Source organism: Sporolactobacillus mangiferae (genome assembly GCF_023336505.1).
Taxonomy (GTDB): Bacteria; Bacillota; Bacilli; order Bacillales; family Sporolactobacillaceae; genus Sporolactobacillus; species Sporolactobacillus mangiferae.
Genome location: NZ_JAMAST010000001.1, coordinates 252,893 through 275,074, shown reverse-complemented (window position 1 = coordinate 275,074; position 22,182 = coordinate 252,893). Strand labels below are relative to the sequence as shown.

Here is a 22,182-nt window from a genome sequence, read left to right as displayed (position 1 = left end):
ATGATCTGGATACGTTGGGCATTTGTACTTGCCTGCCTATTCTTCATTGTTTTTGTCTTAAACGAAGTGGTCCAGTTGGCTCTTCTGCATAATGATCGTCTTGCAATGGAGTCTCGTGCACGGACTGTTGAAGCAATCGTTGTTCAAAAAGGAACCACCGTGCATACTCACGAATTAGAGTCAGTTCTGGGGCGTTATGCGAAAAAGGAAAGGGTTCGCATCTCTGTATATAATCAGAACAAAAAGTTATCCTATTCAACCGGCGGTGAGAAAGAGACTTCACTTGACCGCGTGATGTATGCAAACCAGTCAGGTGATTCTTTTGTATACATAAATGCATTAAAGACGAATGGGAAAACTGCCGGCTATGTGAAGCTCACGGGTCAAAAATCTGTTGTGGTCGGATTAGGCATGATCTATGTCTTTATAATAGCTTCCGGTATTGTCCTGCTTGTATATCGCGATGTACTCGTGCATTCTTATTCGCGGCCTATTCGATTTGCAGCACGGATGGCTGAAAATCTGCTCGAAGGCTCCTATAATATGATTGCGTCGGAGCAGGTGAAGCGTGACAGCGTACTTCGTCTTAATCTGGCGATGAATCGAATGTCGAATGTGATGCATGAACTGAATCGTTCGTACTCCAGACAGCAGGACAGTATGACGACATTAATTGAGAATATTGGCAACGGGCTTTTGTTTATTGATGGGGTCGGAAGAATCAACTATGTAAACAAAACTTTTAAAGAGGATTTTCAGACACAGGCAACGCATTGGGAATTGGCGGACTATCATGAAGCCGTGCCTTATGAAGAAGTCCGTCAAATGATCGATGAGGTCTTTCGAACGAAACAGAAACTGGTACGGCAGCTGCAGCTTCCCGTACATATAGAGCGCAAACATTTTGATGTGTCCTGTGCACCGATTTTGAATAAACGCAGGAAAGTCCGCGGTATCGTAGTTGTTTTCCATGATATCAGTACAATTAAAAATCTGGAAAATATGCGTAAGGATTTTGTTGCCAATGTATCACACGAATTAAAGACGCCGGTTACTTCACTGATTGGATTTACAGAAACATTGCTTGACGGTGCCTGTGAAGATAAAGAGATGGAAAAGCAGTTTCTGCACATCATGCTGCATGAAGGAAGGCGTCTGCAGAGCTTGATCAATGATCTGCTTGAACTGTCAAAAATTGAGCGTGCGCATTTTGCAATCCAGTGGGAATTCGTTTCCCTGAGGAACATTGCAAAAAGCGTTGTGCTGATGCTGAAAGAAAAAGCGGCAGCGAAAAATATTAAGCTGGAACTGACAGAAGGCAGTGAAGGGGTCGTTTCCGGTGATACCTTTCGCATCCGTCAGATAATGATCAATCTCATTTCCAATGCAATTGCTTATACCCCGGAGCATGGCACTGTCACCGTGAGCGTCAGGGAACACGATCAGAAAACGGATCTTGTCATTGCAGATACAGGCATTGGCATTGAAAAAGAAGAGATTCCGCGAATCTTTGAGCGCTTTTACCGCATTGATAAGGCAAGGAGCAGAGATTCCGGGGGAACCGGTTTGGGTCTTGCCATTGTCAAGCATCTTGTTGAAGCACATGAAGGGCAGATTCATGTGAAAAGTACTCCGGGAAAAGGATCGACATTTACTATTACATTTAAGAAAAGACATTCTTGATTGGATAAATCACCTGTGTTGCTTTAAAATAGGCTATGTTAAAGAATTGTTTTGTTGTTTAATACGGATCAGTCCTGCATCTGCTTGCTGGAATATGAGGGACCTTTGTTTGTACCTTGAACTCAGTAAACGGTTGAAAAATGATCCGTAACATCAGCAAAGTTTAACAGTGCCTGAAAGCAACGCAGGTTTTCTTTATGACGCGTTCAAATCAATGATTAGAAAAACATGGCCTTGCCAAACCTCTAGTTTCAGGAGGATTCTATGAAAAAACTTGTTTTAGTTGATGGAAATAATGTAGTCTACCGTGCGTTTTTTGCTCTGCCTCTGCTCAGCAATAATCAGGGGCTGTATACGAACGCGGTATATGGATTTACTATGATGCTCATGAAGGTGATCGAAGAAGAGCAGCCAACGCATCTGCTGGTCGCGTTTGATGCAGGGAAAATGACCTTCCGGCATGAAACATACAAAGAATATAAGGGTGGACGTCAAAAGACACCGCCGGAGCTGTCCCAGCAGTTTCCGCTTGTTCACCGGCTTCTTGATGCGATGGCAGTAAAACATTATGAGCTTGATCACTATGAAGCGGATGATATTGTCGGTACATTGGCACGCAAAGCGCATGCTGATGGGTATGATGTCCGTATCGTAACTGGAGACAAGGACTATCTGCAGCTTGTTGACGAAGGAATCCGCGTCTCACTGATCCGTAAGGGAATTACTGATGTCGTTGACTATGATATTGATCAGGTTCGTGAACGTTACGGAATCAGTCCAGCAGAAGTCATTGATTTAAAAGGTCTGATGGGCGATGCATCGGATAACATTCCTGGCGTTCCCGGTGTCGGAGAAAAAACAGCAATCAAATTGTTAAAACAGTTCGGCACTGTCGAAGGCGTATATGATCGTATTGAAGAGGTTTCCGGAGCTAAACTGAAGGAAAAGCTGCAAACCAATAAAGCCCAGGCATTATTAAGCAAAAAAATAGCTACCATTGATCGTGACGCTCCGGTCGGCATCACGCTGGATTCATGTGTCTATGCACATGAATTTTCCGACCAGCTAATCGATTTTTTCCGGGAACTTGGTTTTCAGTCCCTGCTTGACAAGCTGGAGATCCCGGATACACATAAATCTGACTTGCGGGCAGAAAAAATTTTCGTTGAAACAGTAACTGAATTCAGGGAAGAACAGCTGACTTCTCCAAGTGCGCTCATTGTTCAGATGCTGGATGAAAATTATCATTACGCCGAGATCAACGGTTTTTCAGTTTCAAACAGCGCCGGAACCTTTTTTATTCAAACGCAAAATGCGCTGGAAGATTTGCGCTTTCGAAAATGGCTGGAAAATCCGAGGATGAAAAAAGTGTTGCTGGACAGCAAACAGTCAGAAGTTGCTTTGAAATGGCGCGGCATTTCACTGAAAGGCATTGTCTTTGATGTTCGCCTGGCAACCTATCTGATCGATCCTTCTGAAGCGGGCCAGGACCTGGCGCAATTGGCAGCAAAACGCGGCTTGCCCGCCATCGAAACTGATGATCAGTTCTATGGGAAAGGGGCCAAAAGAAAAGTGCCCGATGGAGACGGACAAGCGCGGCATCTGGGCAGCAAAGCGGCTGCCTTGCTGCAATTGGAACCAAAACTGATTAAGGAACTTGAAGCCAATCAGCAAAAAGAACTGCTGTTTGATCTTGAATTGCCACTTGCACGTGTACTCGCGAAAATGGAGTATCTGGGTATTAAGGCAAGCGGCGAAACGCTGAGAGCGATGGGCAGGGAACTGGATCAGACGTTGGACGTGATTGAGCAGGAGATCTATGCAATGGCAGGGGTTCCTTTTAACATCAATTCACCCAAACAGCTCGGTGAAATTCTGTTTGAAAAACTGATGCTGCCGCCAATCAAAAAGACGAAGACAGGCTATTCAACGGCTGCCGATGTTTTGGAAAAATTACGCAGCAGGCATGAAATTGTCGGCAGAATTCTTGATTTTCGCCAGCTTGGGAAATTAAAGTCGACCTATGTTGAGGGTCTGCTCAAGGTGATTCACCCAAAGACAGGACGTGTTCATACTTGCTATAATCAGGCGCTGACACAAACCGGAAGACTCAGTTCAAACGACCCTAATCTTCAGAACATCCCAATCCGTCTTGAAGAGGGGAGAAAAATCCGCAAGGCCTTCCTGCCAAGCGAGGCGGGATGGCAGATTTTTTCTGCAGACTACTCGCAAATTGAACTACGGGTGCTTGCTCACATTGCAGATGATGAAAACCTGAAGCATGCTTTTATTGACGGGATGGATATCCATACAAAAACCGCCATGGATGTTTTCGGTGTTGAAGAAAAAGATGTGACGCCACTCATGCGGCGTCATGCCAAGGCGGTTAATTTTGGAATTATTTATGGAATCAGTGATTACGGTCTGTCACAGAATCTGGGTATTACCCGAAAAGAAGCGGCTCTGTTTATTGATAAATATTTGCAGAGTTATCCGGGCGTTCGCCGATATATGGATGAAATCGTCAAAAAGGCCAGATCCGACGGGTATGTCACCACCTTGCTTCATCGCCGCCGCTATTTGCCGGATATTAAGAGCCGAAACTTTAACAGCCGGAGTTTTGCGGAACGGACGGCCATGAATACGCCTATTCAGGGAAGCGCCGCAGATATCATTAAAAAAGCGATGCTGATTATGGATCAGCGTATTAAAGAAGAAGAATTGTCTTCACGTATGCTCCTTCAGGTACACGATGAATTAATATTTGAGGTTCCGCAACAGGAACTGGAGATCATGCAACAGCTCGTGACGGACGTTATGGAGCATGCGGTTAAACTGAATGTACCACTAAAGGTAGAAACATCTTTTGGGCCTACCTGGTATGAAGCAAAATAAGAGAGAGCAAAGTAGCCAAACGATGATTGAACGACATTAGGGGGAAGCGCATTGCCAGAATTGCCCGAAGTGGAAACAGTGAAACGAACATTGAGAATGCTTGCTTTAGGGAAAACGGTGAAGGAGGTCGAGGTACGCTGGCCGAACATTATCCGCCGCCCGAATGATATAAGCCAATTTAAGTATGCCTTAATCGGCAAAACGCTGCGCGATGTGCAACGGCGCGGTAAATTCTTGCTGATTCATTTTGACGACCTTGTTCTTGTTTCTCACTTAAGAATGGAAGGACGATACCATCTTGATCCCGAACAGGAGCCAACTGATGTCTACACTCATGTGATTTTCCACTTTACAGACAGAACGGCACTGCGCTATCGCGATGTACGTAAATTCGGAACGATGCACCTGTTCAGAGAGGGCGAAGAATACAAACACTTACCGCTTTCGAAACTGGGACCGGAGCCCCTTTCCCCAAACCTTACTGCCGGTTACCTGGAGGCTGCTTTTCATAAAACAAAGCGCTGCGTAAAACAAGTGCTGCTTGATCAAACGGTCGTTGCAGGACTCGGGAATATATACGTCGATGAATCGCTGTTCCGGGCAGGCATCCACCCGTTGGTACCTGCATGTTTTCTTGAACTGAAACAGTTGGAGCGGCTGAGACAAGCCATTGTGGACACGCTGAGCGAGGCAGTCAGACTTGGCGGGAGCACGATTCGAACATTTGTGAACAGCCAGGGCCAGGAAGGCTTCTTCCAGCAGCAGCTCAAGGTATACGGCCGCTCAAAAGAACCATGTGTGCGCTGCGGAACGCTGATTGAAAAAATAAAAGTGGGGGGACGCGGCACGCATTTTTGTCCGGTGTGCCAGCGTAAAACTGACAGAACATGATGAAAATCGGGCTGACTGGCGGCATTGCCAGTGGAAAGAGTACCGTGTCGCAATGGTTGAAGGCACACGGCTATAAGGTTCTGGATGCTGATCAGATTTCGCGTGAGGTGGTTGCTCCGGGTCAGCCGGCACTCAGTCAGATTGCTGAACAGTTCGGACGATTGATGATTTTGCCGACTGGCGAACTGAATCGCCGTCTGCTTGCTTCCGTTGTTTTTCAGGACAGCGAGAAGCTGAAAAAATTAAACGCCCTGCTCCATCCGCTTATCCGTGCGCGTATGCTGCAGCAATTGGATCTGCTCGTCCAAAAGGGGATTAAGACGGTTTTTTTAGACATACCTCTACTGTTTGAAAGCGGGCTGGACAGGTGGACAGACAGAATTATTGTCGTAGCTGTATCAGAAGAAAATCAGCTTAAGCGATTAATGGAACGCAATCAGTTAACCGAACAACAGGCACGGGCGCGGATCGCTTCGCAAATGCCGCTTTCAGACAAGGTAAAACGTGCGGATGCTGTTATTGATAATAACGGGACGGTGAAGAAAACAGAGATTCAATTGCGCAGGCTTCTTCAGCAATGGTTGCTTATGCCGTGAGTCATGGCAACCGTTCATGCAGCTTTTCTTCTGTAGTCCAGTAGGATACAATAAGCTTAACGAAAACAGCAAATGGAGTGAGAGAAATGCGCTGTCCAAGCTGTAAACAAATGGGAACGAAAGTGCTTGATTCCCGTCCTGTTGACAACGGACGGGCAATACGAAGACGAAGAGAATGCGAGTTATGCCATTTTCGTTTTACCACGTTTGAAAAAGTGGAACAGACACCGCTTGTTGTGGTTAAAAAGGGGGATAACCGCGAGGCGTTCAGCCATGAAAAAATGCTGCGCGGTCTGATCAGGGCATGCGAGAAACGCCCGGTGCCGCTCGAACGGTTGGAACAGCTGGCAAATGATGTGGAAAAGAAGCTTCGCGATGAAGGACGTTCAGAAGTCAAAAGCCACGAGATCGGCGAACTTGTAATGAATGAATTGGCGAAAGTCGATGAGGTTGCCTATGTTCGTTTTGCTTCGGTATACAGGCAGTTTACGGATCTTAATGTCTTCGCAAAGAAAATTCAGGAACTTAAAGATCAGCTGGAAAAAGAGAAAAACAGCAAAAAGTAAACGATCAAGGCATGCAGATCATGCATGGTCCTTGATTTTGCATGAGCTACGCAGAATGGGGGGAGAAAATGCTGCAGTCATGGAAAGAAGTCCTTCCCGGAGATCATTATCGTGTTCAGATACATGGGCTGCTTCACTCTTTTGACCAAAGAGTGATTACGTGTCTCTACCAGCCTCTGGTTGGCCTTGAGGCAGTAAGCATGTATTTTACGTTTTGGCAGGAAGCTAGTGATTCAGAAGCATTTTTTACGCACCATCATTTGATGGGGGCAATGAATCTTCCACTGGATCGCATTCTCCTCTCAAGGAAAAAACTTGAGGCAATCGGCCTGCTGCACACCTTTAAAAAAAAGGAATCCGCTCCCGGCCAATTTGTCTATCGCCTTGAACCGCCGCTTACGCCGAACCAGTTCTTTAATGACGGTTGTTTAAATCTGTTTTTGTATCGGCAGGTTGGGCCGAGGGAATATAAACGATTGATCCAAATGTTTACGGAATCATCGATGGACACAGAGGGATATGACGAAATATCTGTATGTTTTGACGATGTTTTTCAGTCACTTCCCTCGGCGGAATCTGCTGAGGAGCGGCTTATGGAAGCTTCTTCCGGCGATACGTCTTTTCGTTCGGAGGCACCGGGTGTTGGCTTCCGAAATCACTTTGATTTTAAGAAAATGCTTGTCTACCTGTCGGATGCCATTGTTGACGAAGACGCACTTACTGAAGAAGTTCGTCTTGCCATTGACAAGCTTTCGTTTGTCTATCAGCTCGAACCGTTTGATATGAGCCGGGCGGTTCAGGCGGCTGCGCTTCATACCGGGACCATTGATATTGAGACCTTGCGAAAAGAAGTGCGTGATTTCTATTTGCTTGAACATGGACCGGACGAGCTCCCAGCATTATATGAACGCACGCAGCCGGCGAAAGATCGCGAACTCGACGAGAAAAAGCCGGAAACCGAAGAAGAGAAACTGATTGCCTGGTATGAACGGAACTCTCCTTATCAGCTTCTTGAAGCACTGGGCGGGGGAAGCAGGCCGGCTGCCCCTGATTTGCGTCTGGTCGAAAATTTAATGTTTGATACCCAGCTTAATCCCGGCGTGATCAATGTGCTCATCGATTACATTTCACAGATTAACGACCATAACCTGAACAAATCTTTCGTTGAGAAAGTAGCGGCACAATGGGCACGTGCAAATATTCGAACAGTTCGCGGGGCAATGGTGTATGCGCGTGAGGAACAGAAAAAACGGGCGCAAATCCAAAATCGTTCGCAAGCCTCACAGAATAAAACAAGGCAAAAAAGAAAGACTGCCCAAAACGAACATCATGAAATTATACCTGAATGGATGAATAAGCCGGAACAGGCCGAGCCGAAATCCCGTGAGGACGATGAAGCAGTGGAACAGCGCGTAAAATGGCTTGAGGATTACCTGAAGAATATCTGAGTGAAGAGAAGCTGGCCGAAACCGAATTTTCAATGATGGTTCCTTAGTATGGGAAAGGGGGATGGAGATGAAACCGATCCATTCGTTCTTTAATGATTTACGGGCGGGAAATAAGATGCAGGCACAATGGGAAGAGCTGACGAATACACTTCACAGGCATCCTGCCGTCCGAGATTTTGCTGAAAAAAATCCGAATATTGACGCCGATGCATGGGTGAGAAGTCAGTCACGAATTTATCAGTTCGTTCAGGAGCGGGATCACTGTACGCGTTGTCCGGGTCTTGATCAATGCCCGAATATGATGAAAGGTTATCGGCCGGAACTGATGAATGATAAGGGAACGCCTTCCCTGACCTTTTCGCCCTGTCCTTTGCTTGCGGAGCGGGAAGCAAGACGCCGCCAAAGTGAGCTGATTCGCAGTTATTATGTGCCTATGGATATTTTAAGCGCAACGTTTGGTTCGATTGACAAACGTGAAAGTGGGCGAATAGATGCGATCGTTGCGGCCGGCGATTTTGTTAAAGCATATCTGGAGAACCCTTTGCAGACAAAGGGGCTTTATCTTTGCGGGCAATTCGGAATCGGCAAAACGTTTTTAATGGGCGCAATTATGAATGCACTGGCCAGGCGAAAGCATATTGCTTCATTAATTGTCTACGTTCCCGACTTTTTCAGAGAAATCAAAGGAGCAATTCAGGATAATACAGTTGACGCTAAGCTTGATGTTCTGAAAAAGACGCCTGTGCTGATTCTCGATGATATCGGCGCTGAAACGATTACTCCGTGGGTGCGCGACGAAGTGCTGGGCAGCATTCTGCAATATCGGATGATGGATCATCTTCCTACGTTGTACACGTCAAACTTTAACTATGATGAATTAGAAGATCACTTTTCTTATTCACAGAAAAGCGGTGTTGAGCACGTGAAAGCGAAAAGGCTGATGGAACGAATCAGGCATTTTACAAAATTGGTGAAGATGGAAGGCGAGAATCGCCGCTGATCATGATGATTACAGGCAACTGGATATGCGACATTCAGATTTGCCGATCTGCATGCAAAAAATAATGAAATGAACGCATGAATGTGAACCTCCGCCCATATAGTTCTTATATAAGTTGGGACGGGGAGGATGGACCATTGGAAATTGAGTTTGATACACAGCAGGAGGCGGCGGACTTTTATCGAAGACTGCCTTCTTCATTCAGACAATTGAACGGTGTCCTGCAAATCAATAACCGACTTGCCGTTTTTCCTGAGAAAACAGCAGACTTTAAGGAGTTTGCGCAGCTGATTACTCGTTATATTATCGACCTTTATGAAAAAAAATGGATCATGGAAATTATTGAAAAATTCTACTATTTTACGGATCCTGAGGAACAGGTCGCCATTTTAAACATTGTGTCGGCAATTTTTGCCGGCGAAAAAAATGATTTGCCGCAGATTGAAGTACTGAAGGACAGACGTGAGACGATTATGGAATCACTTGAAGGAATGTTACATGAACATCATTCATTTTCATTCGCTTCGATCATTCGTTTTCGGCTGACCGCTTATAAAGAGGCACTGCGACGATTTGTTGAAGTGGCAATTGATGAATATAAACTTGAACAGGAGTATCAGGTTTTTGTAGACAAGCTGAGACGCATCATCAGAGCTTATAAACCACTTTGTGAAAAAATCGAAGTTTATGATGAACATCCATTCAGACTGTATGATGATCGCCATCGCCTGATCCGCAACATGCAGTCGGTGCGGTCATTCTATCCGCTCCTGAAGCAATGGGGTATTGAGGCTGAGCCCTCCATTGTACTTTCACTTATTGCGCTTGCTCCGAAACAAGTCATTGTGTATACGAATCGGCCGGACTCCGGGGTAATGAAGACACTGCATCATGTGTTTGAAGATCGTGTCTGTTTTGTTCACTCATCTTTGCGGATGACGAGCGAGAATCGGATTATGCAATGAGTACCCATCTTTCTAAAAAGGGTTTACAATGAAATATTTACCATTTATAATAAGAAAGTAAATGAATGAAAGGAGGTCATCGGAAATGATGACATTTGGAAAAAACATTACCAAATCACCAATTATATATCATGTGCCGATGACCTCGGTGAACGTGTGATTCATGACCAGTTAATATTGGCAGTAATGAATTAAGACGCAACCCGCAGGTCTTTAACGACTGCGGTCTTTTTGTACTATAAGAAAGTTTAAAATTCAGCGGATTATAGTATAAGCGCGACGGCGGCCTTGCCTTCGCCAGAGGCTTGGCAAAGCCAGGTTTTCCAATGACTTCTTTTATTGACCGCAAACGGCAGCAGCTGTTTCTGCGGTTTTTTGTGTACTCTCGGGTGTAACGCAAAATAGCTATCTTTATTTTTGCGTTTTCCAATAAATCAATTAGTGAAAGGATGATCAGTATGCAATCAGCATCAGCAAGCGTAGTAACGATGAACCCATGGACTAAAGGCAGGTCATTAATCATGAAGGGAGGCCATGACATGATGCATTTTAGTTTGTTTAATCTGACCTTTACTGTTTCGATCAGGAAACAGAGAACGAATCAGGAACGATATGAAGATCATATTCGTATTGATGCGCTGAGAAACCAGATGCTTGATAAGCGCTACGAGTGTCGCCGCTATATGTATTAATACTATTTATTATAGTGCGGCTCTCACCTTGTCTGAGAAGCCAATTCTCTAAAAAAATCATGGTTCGGCAAAGGATCTTAAAGTATTGCTGCGAATCTTTCGTCAAAAAATCATAACCTAATAAAAGGAGGAGTTCTAATGATTGTAAAAACAGCTTCGGTAATTCAGGCACGTTATAGAAGGGGGACACGCTTTTTGTAACGGTGTTTCGCTTTGATTGCCAGTATGGTTGTGGTACGATAGCAGCAGAAGAAAAAGGAGTGAGCGGTGATGAAAACGTTTCTTGTTTTGCTTGCGGACGGATTTGAGGAAACCGAAGCAGTGACAGCCATTGATGTTCTTCGGCGTGGAGGCGTTAAGGTTGTACTCTGCTCACTTGCCTCAACCTTGTTGGTTGAAGGATCCAGAAATATTGTCATTAAAGCGGATGTGCCAATCGACAGTGATGGCTTATTGGATTTTGACGGTATTTATCTGCCCGGGGGAGCAAAAGGGGCAGCAACACTCCGTGATGATCAGCGTGCCCAGCAGTTAATTCGTGAGTATAAGGCAAGCGGCAAGCTGGTTGCGGCTATTTGTGCCGCACCGATTGCCCTGGAACGTGCCGGTGTGCTGAGAGGAGAGACGGCGACGAGCAATCCGGATTTCAGAGATCATATTAAGGACGCTGTTTACAGCGAAGACCCGGTCGTCGTCTCCGGGAAAGTGATTACATCGCGTGCTGCGGGCACAGCTTTGCCGATCGGATTGGAAATTTTGCGACAGCTTGGGTTGAAAAAAGAAGCGGAAAAAGTCAGTCACGACATGCTTTTTGATTTTCTTATGGATCATCACGATAAAATCCGTGCGTAATTGAATGTATTGATGTTGCAATTCAGAATCATTCATGGTACAGTAATACAGTAGTTTAACAAAAGGAAAGCAGAGGCGCCCGGCTTCTCACCTGTTCGACGCAGCAATGCCGTTGCCAGGTATGAAACATAGAATGAATTGTTAATGTGGGCGCTTTTGTGCCTGCATTTTTAGTATGTTTGCTTAGCCAGCGATTTGCTTAAATTATTTTGGAGGTGGCTCGATATTAGCAAAGATATGATTGTCAACGAAGGTATCCGTGCGCAGCAAGTCCGTTTGATCGGTCAGAACGGGGAACAAATCGGTATCAAGTCAAAATCCGAAGCATTGGTGATGGCCCAGAATGTGAATCTTGACCTGGTTATGGTTGCTCCGGGCGCTAAGCCTCCGGTTTGCCGGATCATGGACTACGGGAAGTTCCGTTTCGAGCAGCAAAAGAAGGAACGTGAAGCTCGGAAAAACCAGAAAGTCATCAGCCTCAAAGAAATTCGTCTTAGCCCAAGTATTGAAGAACATGATTTCAATACGAAAATGCGCAATGCCAAGAAGTTTCTTGAAAAAGGTGACAAGGTAAAGGCTTCCGTTCGTTTCAGAGGACGTGCGATTACTCATTCTAATCTTGGCAGGCAGGTACTTGAGAAGCTTGCTGAGGAATGCGCAGATATCAGTGTTGTTGAGGCAAAGCCGAAGATGGAAGGGCGCAGCATGTTTCTTGTGCTTGCCCCTAAAGCCGATAAGTAAGAAAAGTTATTAACGGATCGACCTGAAGATGATTTCGGCAGTCTGCAGCGACCGATCCAATGAGGAGGATTTTTCATGCCAAAAATGAAAACACACAAAGGTGCCGCAAAGCGATTCAAAAAGACGGGTACCGGTAAATTTAAACGTGAACACGCATTTACAAGCCACATGTTCAGCCATAAGTCGAACAAGCAAAAACGTAATCTTGATAAGAGCGCGATAACAACGTCAACTCTGGCTAACAAGCTCAAGAAACTGATTAATAATTGATTTTTCATCGAAACAGGATTCATTTTTAATGCCGATTCGTGGCAGTCTCAGAAAACACTGAACGGCTTATTCTAGGAGGTTTTTATAATGGCAAGAGTTAAAGGCGGATATGTGACCCGTCGCAGACGCAAAAGAGTACTTAAATTAGCGAAGGGCTATTTTGGTGCAAAGCATAAATTATTCAAGGTTGCACAGCAACAGGTCTTCAAATCGCTGACCTATGCTTACCGTGACCGCCGTCAAACCAAGCGCAACTTCCGCAGACTGTGGATCGCGCGTATCAACGCTGCGGCCCGTCTGAACGGATTATCCTACAGCAAACTGATCAATGGGTTAAAGGTTGCCGGTATTGAAGTGAATCGCAAGATGCTCGCAGATCTCGCAGTTAACGATGCAGCTGCATTTGCGACACTTGCTGAAAAAGCAAAAACAGCAGTCGTGAAATAATGACTGTCAGCGCATAAGATCCCCTCTCGCCAAAGTGCGGAGGGGATCTTTTCACTTTGTTAAACTTTACTGCTCGTTCTCCACCTGTATTCTCAGCGGAACCGCTGGATCTTTCAACATGCGGAAAGATGTGAAAAATCCACACTTTTCACGAATGAGTTAATCCATGCGGCTAACAATAAAAGTTATCCGTTCCGTTGGTTCGTGCTCAATAGCAAAATGCTGTTCCCACGATAATCAGCAGAATGAAAAGGACAACGATCAATGCAAATCCATTGCCTGATTTGTAAGCATATTCACCCATAATGATGACCTCCTTATTTACATCCCTTATTGATGATGAATGAAAAAGAATAAACGCAGATTTACCGGCACATCTGTTTCTTTTACTGCTTCATGTGCGTCACAGTATAATCGTTACAGCGGAGATACCAGAAACAACCCATGCAAACCAGGTGATCACGTCAATGCGGCCGCTACACCATTCTTGTATTCGCAGGCAAAGCTCATGCCGTCCGTTAACCTGTGCTTTCCTCTATCCATCACTTACTTATGCAGTATATTCGAGAACGGGTCAGGTGGTTATGATCAGTTTGCCTTGTTTTCCGTTTAATGAGGAGGAGATAATCATGAATGCCCGGTCCAGAGAGCAGTTCTACTCATACCTGCTCTCTTAAATGCTTTTTATTTTCCCGATAATATTGTGCCTGTGCCTGCCACAATTGATGATACTGGCCATCCGCATCCTGCAGCAGTTCGTCATGATTACCGCTCTGAATCAGTCTGCCTTTGTCAAAGACTAAAATATTGTCACAGAAGCGGCAGGAAGAAAGTCGGTGCGAGATGTAAATCGCGGTTTTGTCGCTGGCAATTTCCTGGAATTTGGAATAGATCTCAAATTCGGCAACCGGATCAAGTGCCGCGGTTGGTTCATCTCATCCTTATAAAGTGCGCGGGCAATGGCAATTTTCTGAGCCTCCCCACCGGAGATTTCAACACCGTCTGCATCTATTTTATAAAGTGGTGTATCAAGATCTTTGCTCATTTTACGAATCCGATCACCAACGCCGGCCTTGTCAAGGCATTCCATCGCACGTTCTTTATCGTAATGCACGTCTGCTGCAACGTTTTGTCCGACAGAAAAGGCAAACAGTTTGAAATCCTGAAAGACAACGGAAAAAAGCTGCAGATATTCCTGGTAGTCATATTTCTGGATATCGATTCCGTTCAGCAGAATTTTACCCTCCTGTGGATCATACAGTCGTGTGAGCAGTTTGATGAACGTTGTTTTGCCTGAACCGTTGCGTCCGACAACAGCAAAATGTTCGCCGATTTTCAGCTTGAGTGAAAGATCTTTTAAGGCATAGATGCCGGAGCCCGGATATTTAAACGATACATTTCGAAATTCAATCTCATATTCATTGTCATTGCGTTTCTCAATGGGCAAAGTTCCTTTGTATTTTGGGTTCGGCGTGTCGAGAAATTTGAAATAGAGTTCGACATAATCAAGATCCTGCCAAATGTCGGTTGCCGAAGTAATCAGTTCGGAGAAACCGGTTGTAAACTGGCTGATTGCGCCGACATACTGCACAACTGACCCGATACTGATCAATCCGATTAACGCCTTCATGCCGACGAATAAATAAACGAATCCGCTGATCAGAGCGGAAAGCGCGGCACTGCCTGCCCAAAATCGACCTTGCCGTCTGGATATGTCAAAGCAAAACGAGACCATTCCTCGCCGGTTGAAATCGTCATAGGCTTTTTTAATCAATTTTTGTTCCTGATAAATTCGGATATCCTTCCCTAATTGATGATCCTGCATCAGATGACCATAGAAGCTAAATGCGCGGTTAATTGGCATCATAGCGTCCATCTTATGAAACGCCCATTTGCTGAACCTGGCGTTTGATCGAACTGAATAAAGGGAGGAACAGAGAATCAGAGCAAGAAAAAGCAGAGACAGCCACGGCGAATTAAAAAAAGAATCCGAATGTACTGAAAGAGCTAAGAATAACGGGATGGACAGAGTCACAGCAAAAGCAACAATACATAGGTTAGCGATAAATGAACTGATCAGTTCAGGAAGTTGCCAGATACCGCGCCTGTTCATGTTGGCTGCTTCGTCAATTTTTTGTTTTTTCAGGTGAAAATCAGGTTTTTCCACGTTCTCGTAATCTGTGTTTAAGATCAACTGATCCATCTCGAACGATCCGAAATAGAGCAATCGGAATTCCCCCATGTCTTTTATGCGTTCCATCGCTTTTTGCAGGAGATATACGATTAAGTTCAGAATAACGGTTACAGCAGCCAGCCACGCAAGATAAGCAGCGGAGCGCGCACCAAATAGTTCATCAATGATCCGGGCCGTTAAATAGATGGTGATAAAAGGACTGAACGCTTTCAGCAGCGCACCCAATGCAACGGACGGGAGCAGGGAAGGCACTTTGGCATGAATAAATCTTAAACCGCGCCATAGATAATGCCATTTCAATTTTGATTGCTGAATGTGGACTTTCAAAACGATTCGCCTCCTGCAGCTTCTCCGTGAAGCTGATCTTGATAATAATGACTTTGGATGGCAAAAAGTTCCGCATACTTTCCGCCCTGTTTCATGAGTTCATCATGGGTACCGGACTCAGCGATTTTTCCATCAGACAGAAAAATGATCCGATCACAAAAGCGTGTGCTGGACAGGCGGTGAGAGATAAACAGAGACGTTCTCCCGGCTGCCAATATTCCGTAGCGCTGATAGAGTTCGTTTTCTGAGATGGGATCAAGCGCCGCAGTCGGTTCGTCAAGAATCAGAATTGGTGATTCCTTATACAAAGCACGTGCAAGCAGCATTTTCTGAAGCTCGCCACCGGAAAATTGCACAGCGTGTTCATGCACTTCTTTCACCATCATGGAGTCCAGCCCGTGTTCAAGACTGTCAATTTTGTCTTTAAAACCTGCCAGGCGCAGGCAGCGCTCCATTTTCTCATCATTGATAGGCTCATCAAGTTTCGGTACAATGTTACGGGCAACCGAAACGGGCAGAATATGAATATCCTGAAAAACGGCCGTTAACAACTGGTAATATGCATCTCGATTAAAAGAAGCTGTGTCTTTGCCGTTGATCATGATGCGGCCAGATGTCGGCTGGTAGAACCCGCACAGCAATTTGATGCAGGTTGTTTTTCCGGCACCGTTCAAACCGACCAGTGCGATTTTTTCTCCGGCATTGATATGAAAACTGACATCATCGAGAATTTTCCGATCATTTTCTGGATAAGAGAAGGAAACATGGTCGAAGGTGATAGAACAGGGCCAGCTGTCTTTTGATGGAAGTGGAATGCCTTTACCACGATTCGATGTATCCTTCATATCCAGATAATTACGGACATCACAGATCTCAAGGCTCATATGCTGCACCTTTGCCAATTGCTCGGTCAGACCGGTCAACCATGTGGAAAATCCGGCAATGGTGCCAAAAAACAGCGTAAAATCAGCAACTGTTAACTGCCTGTTCAATACAAGATAAATGAGATAAGCGTATGCCGCGCAATCACGGCACAGTGCCATAATACCAACGACACCATCGGAAAAATAGTGACGCAGTGCAATGCGCTTGAGCCAAGTGGTCCGATCATGCATCAGTTCATCGAATCGTTCGCCGAACCAGTCGGTCATATGATAAAGACGCAGATCTTTTCCGGTTGAATAGTCGTCGCATTCGCGGATCAGATAATCCAGCTTGTTTTCGGTCGGTGTCCAATCATCCTTATGGCTGTGTTCATAGACCTGCGCGTGGCGGGAGAAAAGGAAGCCAGTAAGCGCAGTGATCAGCAGAAAGGCAATCACCAGTGGATTAAGCGTGGCAAGCACGCCGCCATAAAGAATGATACCGAAAAGATTGGCAGCAAGCGTAACGAGCGCCATGATGATCGCTTCTGTTCCTTTTTGATTGCTGTTTGTTGCCTGATGCGCCTTTTCCCGTTTGTTTTGTCCCTCGGGGCTTTCAAGGTTGCCGTAATCTGTATCCATCATCTTTTGCTGCATAAGCTCAATGTAATGGATGCGATTACCGGTAACATTCCATTGCAACCAGGCATCAAGGTATCTACCGAGCGTATTGCAGACAAGAATGGCAAGCGTCATGAGGCCGATGAACGAAGCGAAATGCCAGGGGCTAACTTTTGCAGTCAGGCAATCAATAACCAGCTTCGGCATAAAGATGCCCAGAAAAGGAAGAAAAACAAGGAAAGGAACACGCGCGGCCGCAGCGAAAAATAACTTTCGGTTCCAATGCCACATGTTTTTCAGAACGTATCCGATATTTTGTACTGTCGAGTAACTCGGCTTTTGATCAGATTGTCTCACGAAACATCAACTCCTTATGACTAAAAATTAGCACAGGAATTGCTTTAGGGATTTAAATGTGCACGAATGGCACGAAATGAAACACGAACGGTTAATGACTATTGCGTGAAATAAATAACCGGTCCCACCTGCGCCCTCTCGTTAAAGGGGCAGCACAATTTGGGTTCATCAGCGCCCCTCCCCAGATAAAGGGGCAGCACAATTTAGGCTCATCAGCGCCCCTCCCCAGATAAAGGGGCAGCACAATCTGGGCTCATCAGCGCCCCCTCCTCAGTTAAAGGGGCAGCACAATCTGGGTTCATCTGCGCCCTCTCGTTAAAGGGGTAGCACAATTTGGGTTCATCAGCGCCCCTCCCCAGATAAAGGGGCAGCACAATCTGGGTTCATCAGCGCCCCCTCCTCAGTTAAAGGGGCAGCACAATCTGGGTTCATCAGCGCCCCTCCCCAGATAAAGGGGCAGCACAATCTGGGTTCATCAGCGCCCCTCCCCAGATAAAGGGGCAGCACAATTTAGGCTTATCTGCGCCCCTCCCCAGATAAAGGGGCAGCACAATTTGGGTTCATCAGCGCCCCCTCCTCAGTTAAAGGGGCAGCACAATTTGGGTTCATCAGCGCCCCCTCCTCAGTTAAAGGGGAAGTATAATCTCTGTAGCGAATACGCCGGGCTCGTTTTGGCGGTTGAGATAGCCGCCATATTTCCTGACGAGGGTGTCAATCCGCTTTAAACCGAAACCGTGACCTATGCCTTTTGTTGACAGGTAGCGCCCGATGCCTGTTTTTCTGAGCTTTTCCGGTGCGGAGTTCGTTACGGAAAGGTAGAGCTGTTTTTTAAAAATGCCGATATAGATGCGGATGAATGGCTGCGGGTTGCTGAGCAGCGCGCGGCAACTCTCAAGCGCGTTATCAAGCAGGTTGCCAATGATGATACACAGATCGACATCGTTTACAGTAAGTCTGGCGGGTACCTGGGCTTTGGCATTTACTTGAATGTTGCTGCTTGCGATCAGTGAAAGCTTGCTGTTCAGAATGGCGTCCAGTTTGATGTTGCCGGTTTTTATTACCGTATCCACAGCTTCCAGATCATGATCCAGCATGTCCAAATAAGCTTTGAGCTCGTCTGTTTGATGAAGGGCAAGATGAGCTTTCATCGTTTGGATATGGTTGTGGTAGTCATGGCGCCAGCCGCGCATTTTGTGGTAGATATTCTGGATTTCATCATAGTGCTTGGCAAGCAGATCCTTCTGATATGTATCAAGACGGTGTTCATCTGAGCGGCGTATGTGACGTTTTGTCATCATCATAGTCAGAAAGATCAAGGAGAGGGTAGCCAATCCATAAACGAAATAAAAAATCATCGCAGGACATCTCCTTTATAAAAACGGATGAATGCCTCATTGACTTCCTGATAGCGGCGCCTGCTGACTGGAATGTTCTTACCGTTATCAAGCGTCAGTTCCGTTTTTCCAAGCTGGCTGATATATGCTAATCCGACAAGATAAGAGCGATGGGGCCGGACAAAGAGATAAGGATCAAGCTGACGCTCAAGCCGATCAATGCTTGCTTTAACCTGATAGTTTTGCTCTGAGGTGGTCACATCAATGGTGTGAGCGAATGCTTCCAGACAAAGAATGTTCTCCTGATTTAGGCGAACCGTCTCACCGTCTTGCTCTATCAGCAGCGTCTTAATCTTCTTTTCCTTTTTCTGGGAAGCACGTTCAAGAACAGGAATAAGCTTCTCCTTTTGCACTGGTTTCATCAGATAATGGAGTGCCGAAACTTCATAACCTTCGTCCATAAATTCGGAATATCCGGTAATGAAAATGATAGCCAGCTGTTCATCATTTTCGCGTATTCTTCGGGCCAGTGCCATTCCGTCAAGTCCCGGCATTTGAATATCAAGAAGCAGCGCATCATAACTTTGATCGCCACTCCAGGAAAAGAGAAATGCCTGCGCATTTTCAAAGCATTCCAGTCTAAGCATTGTGCCGCTCTTTTTCGCCCATTCACTGACGAGGGCCGTCAAGTATTCTCTTTGCGTTTTGTCGTCATCACAGATTGCGATTTTCATTTTTTGGCTCCGGCAATTATTCATTAAGTTGATTATAATGTGTATTCTGCTTTCAGCCAAGGTACGGGAGATGGACCCATGGCCGATCCGCAGACGGACCTGTTTTTATCTCAAAGATGTGCTTAAGCATGATGAGGAGCAAAATTAAGGTTATATTCAACTGAAAAATAAAAAAACAGCACAGATCACACTGTGCTGCTTCTCAGTATGCTTTCAGATCACTTCTTTATACACCTTGCTCGAGTCGTGACAGCATTTGATCGCGGAACGCGTTGTCTGACTTGTTCCAAAGCACTTCGAAAAGTACGCCGAGTCCGGGCAGCATTTTTTCCTGACCGTCCTGAATGGCGTCAACGACGGTATCCTGAAGCTGCTGCTTATTATTTCCGTGAAGATTGTGCAAAACGGCGCGTCTGATGTCCAGATCCATTGAAAAGCAAACTCCTTTCATATAAGCATTTAATGCCGGTGATATGGTATAGTATGGATAGTCTGCGGACAAATATGTAACACTTCTAAAGGGGCCTGTAATCGTGCGTCGTATGGTGTCATTACAAAATGAAAAAGTAAAGCTATGGAAAAAATTAAAGCTGCGCAAATGGCGGGAGCGTGAGCAAAAGTATTTGATTGAAGGTCCGCATTTAGTTCAGGAAGCCGTTTTTTCCGCCAGAGAGCAAGTGAATACAATTCTGATTGATGAAGCTTTCCATCTGCCTGCGGAATGGCCGTTGGACGGGATTGAAATCTTTCAGGTGACACATAAAATTTTTACAGAGCTGACGCAAACGGAAACCCCGCAAGGTATCATTGCCATATGCGAAATGAGCCGGCCGGCGGTACTATTAAAACCCGGACGCTATCTGCTTGTTGATGGTGTCCAGGACCCGGGGAATCTGGGTACGCTGATCCGAACCGCGGATGCCTTTGGGCTTGATACCATTTACCTTGGAGACGGATGCGTCGACGGTTATAATGCGAAAACTTTGCGCTCTGCTCAGGGTTCACATTTCCATCTTCCGGTTGTCCATAAAAATCTTTTTCAGCTTTCTAAAGAAATGAAAGCACAAAAGATCCCACTCTATGGTTCTTCACTTCAGGGGCATGAACTTGATCAGGTTAGCGTAAATGGACCGTATTTTGGGCTGGTCGTTGGAAATGAAGGAAATGGTGCGTCGCCTGAACTGCTTGCCGAGATGGATCAGCAAGTGAAAATCCCAATGCGCGGATCTGCGGAATCACTCAATGTGGCGGTTGCATCAGGTATTCTGCTGTACTGGCTGCAGGCGAAGGGACTTGCATAAACGGATGAAATTATCTATACTGAAAAAAGATTAACCCGAATTCACGGATCGTTGCTGTGATCGGGAATGAAGGAAAAACGATGAAGGAGATCAGTACTTCGGAACCGTTATTCAGGGAGAGCGTGCCGCCGACTGAGAGCGTGCTTATAATATGGGCCGAACGAATTCACTCCGAAGTTGCTGTCTGATGCCGGTTTTCAGCCGGCCTAGGATCAGCCGGCACTCGCCGTTAAACGAACGAAAGTGGGCAGTTTTTTTGTCAGAACTGTCAACAAGGGTGGTACCACGACGCTTCGTCCCTTTTCAGGGGAGAAGCGTTTTTTTTATGAATAGGAATTGATGAAGGGATGAAGAAAAATGCTGAAAGAGAGACTGCTTGAGCTGCGCGCTCAGGCGCTTGAGAAAATCGAATCTGCGGACGGACTCAAGACCTTGCAGGAAGCACATGTCCGCTTTCTTGGCAAAAAAGGTCCGATTACTGAAGTTCTGAAGGGCATGGGGAAACTTTCCGCTGAAGAACGCCCGATTGTCGGCCAGCTGGCAAATGAAGTGCGCAAACTGATTGCTGCGAAGATTGAGGAGAAGAAAGCGGATCTGGAAGCGAAACTGCTGGAAAAACAGCTTGAAGCGGAGAAAATAGATGTGACACTGCCCGGAAGAAAAATAACGACCGGCAGTCATCATCTGCTTGCTTCCATCATTCGGGAGGTAGAGGACCTGTTTATCGGACTTGGCTTTTCAATCGAAGAAGGGCCGGAGGTGGAGCAGGATTATTACAATTTCGAAGCGCTTAACCTGCCGAAAGATCATCCGGCGCGCGATATGCAGGATTCATTCTATATTACGGATGAGATCCTGATGCGTACGCATACATCGCCGGTTCAGGCACATACTCTTGAGAAGCACAAAGGGATCGGACCGGTCAAAGTGATCTGCCCGGGCAAGGTATATCGGCGTGACAATGATGATGCGACGCACTCACACCAGTTTATGCAGATTGAAGGGCTTTATGTTGACCATCATGTGAGACTGAGTGACTTAAAGGGCATTTTAACCGTATTCGCGAAACATCTGTTTGGTGCAGATCGTGAAATTCGACTTCGCCCGAGCTTCTTTCCCTTTACCGAACCTTCGGTAGAAATGGATATCTCCTGTTTCAGATGTGGCGGCCATGGCTGTCGTGTATGCAAGGGTACGGGCTGGATCGAGATTCTCGGTGCCGGAATGGTGCACCCGAATGTGCTTCGTATGTCAGGATTTGATCCGAACGAATACACGGGTTTTGCATTCGGCATGGGACCGGAAAGAATTGCCATGCTGAAATACGGCATTGAAGATATCCGTCATTTCTACACCGATGACATTCGTTTTCTGAGACAATTTAATCGAGCGTAAGGAGAGAGAA

21 protein-coding genes and 1 other annotated feature are annotated in these 22,182 nt (G+C 45.8%); of the genes, 15 read left to right on the top strand and 6 right to left on the bottom strand.

What is annotated here, in order from left to right:
- The 13 genes from pnpS to rplT all read left to right on the top strand — a co-directional run bounded on the left by pnpS (position 1) and on the right by rplT (position 13,046).
- Positions 1 to 1,683, top strand: coding sequence for a two-component system histidine kinase PnpS (pnpS, locus tag M3N64_RS01365; RefSeq protein WP_249096091.1), 1,683 nt, complete (start codon positions 1 to 3; stop codon positions 1,681 to 1,683).
- A gap of 264 nt (positions 1,684 to 1,947) precedes the next feature.
- Entirely contained in the window at positions 1,948 to 4,578 is a 2,631-nt protein-coding gene (gene polA, locus M3N64_RS01360; RefSeq protein ID WP_249096090.1) for a DNA polymerase I, read from the top strand.
- A 51-nt stretch (positions 4,579 to 4,629) separates the two neighbouring features.
- A complete protein-coding gene (gene mutM, locus M3N64_RS01355; protein WP_249096078.1) occupies positions 4,630 to 5,469 on the top strand; it encodes a DNA-formamidopyrimidine glycosylase in 840 nt (279 codons plus the stop codon).
- Complete coding sequence (coaE, locus tag M3N64_RS01350) at positions 5,466 to 6,065, top strand: dephospho-CoA kinase (RefSeq protein WP_249096066.1); 600 nt, start codon at positions 5,466 to 5,468, stop codon at positions 6,063 to 6,065. Before mutM ends, coaE begins: the two co-directional genes overlap by 4 nt.
- 86 nt (positions 6,066 to 6,151) lie before the next feature.
- Positions 6,152 to 6,631, top strand: coding sequence for a transcriptional regulator NrdR (gene nrdR / locus M3N64_RS01345; protein WP_249096065.1), 480 nt, complete (start codon positions 6,152 to 6,154; stop codon positions 6,629 to 6,631).
- Positions 6,632 to 6,699: 68 nt separating this feature from the next.
- Entirely contained in the window at positions 6,700 to 8,079 is a 1,380-nt protein-coding gene (locus M3N64_RS01340; RefSeq protein WP_249096062.1) for a replication initiation and membrane attachment family protein, read from the top strand.
- 67 nt (positions 8,080 to 8,146) lie between these two features.
- The gene (gene dnaI, locus M3N64_RS01335) at positions 8,147 to 9,079 is read left to right on the top strand and encodes a primosomal protein DnaI (protein WP_249096059.1); all 933 of its coding nucleotides are present in this window, start codon (positions 8,147 to 8,149) and stop codon (positions 9,077 to 9,079) included.
- A gap of 137 nt (positions 9,080 to 9,216) precedes the next feature.
- The gene (locus M3N64_RS01330) at positions 9,217 to 10,044 is read left to right on the top strand and encodes a putative sporulation protein YtxC (protein WP_249096056.1); all 828 of its coding nucleotides are present in this window, start codon (positions 9,217 to 9,219) and stop codon (positions 10,042 to 10,044) included.
- A gap of 539 nt (positions 10,045 to 10,583) precedes the next feature.
- A complete protein-coding gene (locus M3N64_RS01325) occupies positions 10,584 to 10,736 on the top strand; it encodes a YrzI family small protein (RefSeq protein WP_249096053.1) in 153 nt (50 codons plus the stop codon).
- A 270-nt stretch (positions 10,737 to 11,006) separates the two neighbouring features.
- Complete coding sequence (locus M3N64_RS01320; protein ID WP_249096050.1) at positions 11,007 to 11,588, top strand: DJ-1 family glyoxalase III; 582 nt, start codon at positions 11,007 to 11,009, stop codon at positions 11,586 to 11,588.
- A 237-nt stretch (positions 11,589 to 11,825) separates the two neighbouring features.
- Positions 11,826 to 12,329, top strand: a complete 504-nt coding sequence (gene infC, locus M3N64_RS01315) for a translation initiation factor IF-3 (RefSeq protein ID WP_249096046.1) — start codon at positions 11,826 to 11,828, stop codon at positions 12,327 to 12,329.
- Between the two features lie 75 nt (positions 12,330 to 12,404).
- A complete protein-coding gene (gene rpmI / locus M3N64_RS01310) occupies positions 12,405 to 12,599 on the top strand; it encodes a 50S ribosomal protein L35 (protein ID WP_249096039.1) in 195 nt (64 codons plus the stop codon).
- Between the two features lie 87 nt (positions 12,600 to 12,686).
- The gene (gene rplT / locus M3N64_RS01305) at positions 12,687 to 13,046 is read left to right on the top strand and encodes a 50S ribosomal protein L20 (protein WP_249096037.1); all 360 of its coding nucleotides are present in this window, start codon (positions 12,687 to 12,689) and stop codon (positions 13,044 to 13,046) included.
- A gap of 208 nt (positions 13,047 to 13,254) precedes the next feature.
- On the opposite strand, the gene M3N64_RS01300 is transcribed toward rplT, so the two are convergent.
- The 6 genes from M3N64_RS01300 to sspI all read right to left on the bottom strand — a co-directional run bounded on the left by M3N64_RS01300 (position 13,255) and on the right by sspI (position 19,906).
- Complete coding sequence (locus M3N64_RS01300; protein ID WP_249096032.1) at positions 13,255 to 13,350, bottom strand: YjcZ family sporulation protein; 96 nt, start codon at positions 13,348 to 13,350, stop codon at positions 13,255 to 13,257.
- A gap of 495 nt (positions 13,351 to 13,845) precedes the next feature.
- Complete coding sequence (locus M3N64_RS01295) at positions 13,846 to 15,567, bottom strand: ATP-binding cassette domain-containing protein (protein WP_249096018.1); 1,722 nt, start codon at positions 15,565 to 15,567, stop codon at positions 13,846 to 13,848.
- Positions 15,564 to 17,408, bottom strand: a complete 1,845-nt coding sequence (locus tag M3N64_RS14155; RefSeq protein WP_249096015.1) for an ABC transporter ATP-binding protein — start codon at positions 17,406 to 17,408, stop codon at positions 15,564 to 15,566. Before M3N64_RS14155 ends, M3N64_RS01295 begins: the two co-directional genes overlap by 4 nt.
- Before the next feature lie 626 nt (positions 17,409 to 18,034).
- Complete coding sequence (locus M3N64_RS01285; protein ID WP_249096013.1) at positions 18,035 to 18,763, bottom strand: sensor histidine kinase; 729 nt, start codon at positions 18,761 to 18,763, stop codon at positions 18,035 to 18,037.
- The gene (locus M3N64_RS01280; protein ID WP_249095999.1) at positions 18,760 to 19,476 is read right to left on the bottom strand and encodes a LytR/AlgR family response regulator transcription factor; all 717 of its coding nucleotides are present in this window, start codon (positions 19,474 to 19,476) and stop codon (positions 18,760 to 18,762) included. The genes M3N64_RS01285 and M3N64_RS01280 overlap by 4 nt, the downstream gene beginning before the upstream one ends.
- Positions 19,477 to 19,702: 226 nt before the next feature.
- Positions 19,703 to 19,906 (bottom strand): small acid-soluble spore protein SspI, encoded by a 204-nt coding sequence (sspI, locus tag M3N64_RS01275; RefSeq protein WP_249095997.1) that lies wholly within the window; start codon positions 19,904 to 19,906, stop codon positions 19,703 to 19,705.
- Between the two features lie 112 nt (positions 19,907 to 20,018).
- Between sspI and M3N64_RS01270 the strand changes: the two genes are divergently transcribed.
- On the top strand, positions 20,019 to 20,777 hold the full coding sequence (locus M3N64_RS01270) for a TrmH family RNA methyltransferase (RefSeq protein WP_249096871.1): 759 nt from the start codon (positions 20,019 to 20,021) through the stop codon (positions 20,775 to 20,777).
- A gap of 71 nt (positions 20,778 to 20,848) precedes the next feature.
- Positions 20,849 to 21,081, top strand: a binding site (T-box leader).
- A 56-nt stretch (positions 21,082 to 21,137) separates the two neighbouring features.
- Complete coding sequence (gene pheS / locus M3N64_RS01265) at positions 21,138 to 22,172, top strand: phenylalanine--tRNA ligase subunit alpha (protein ID WP_249096868.1); 1,035 nt, start codon at positions 21,138 to 21,140, stop codon at positions 22,170 to 22,172.
- Positions 22,173 to 22,182: the final 10 nt, after the last annotated feature.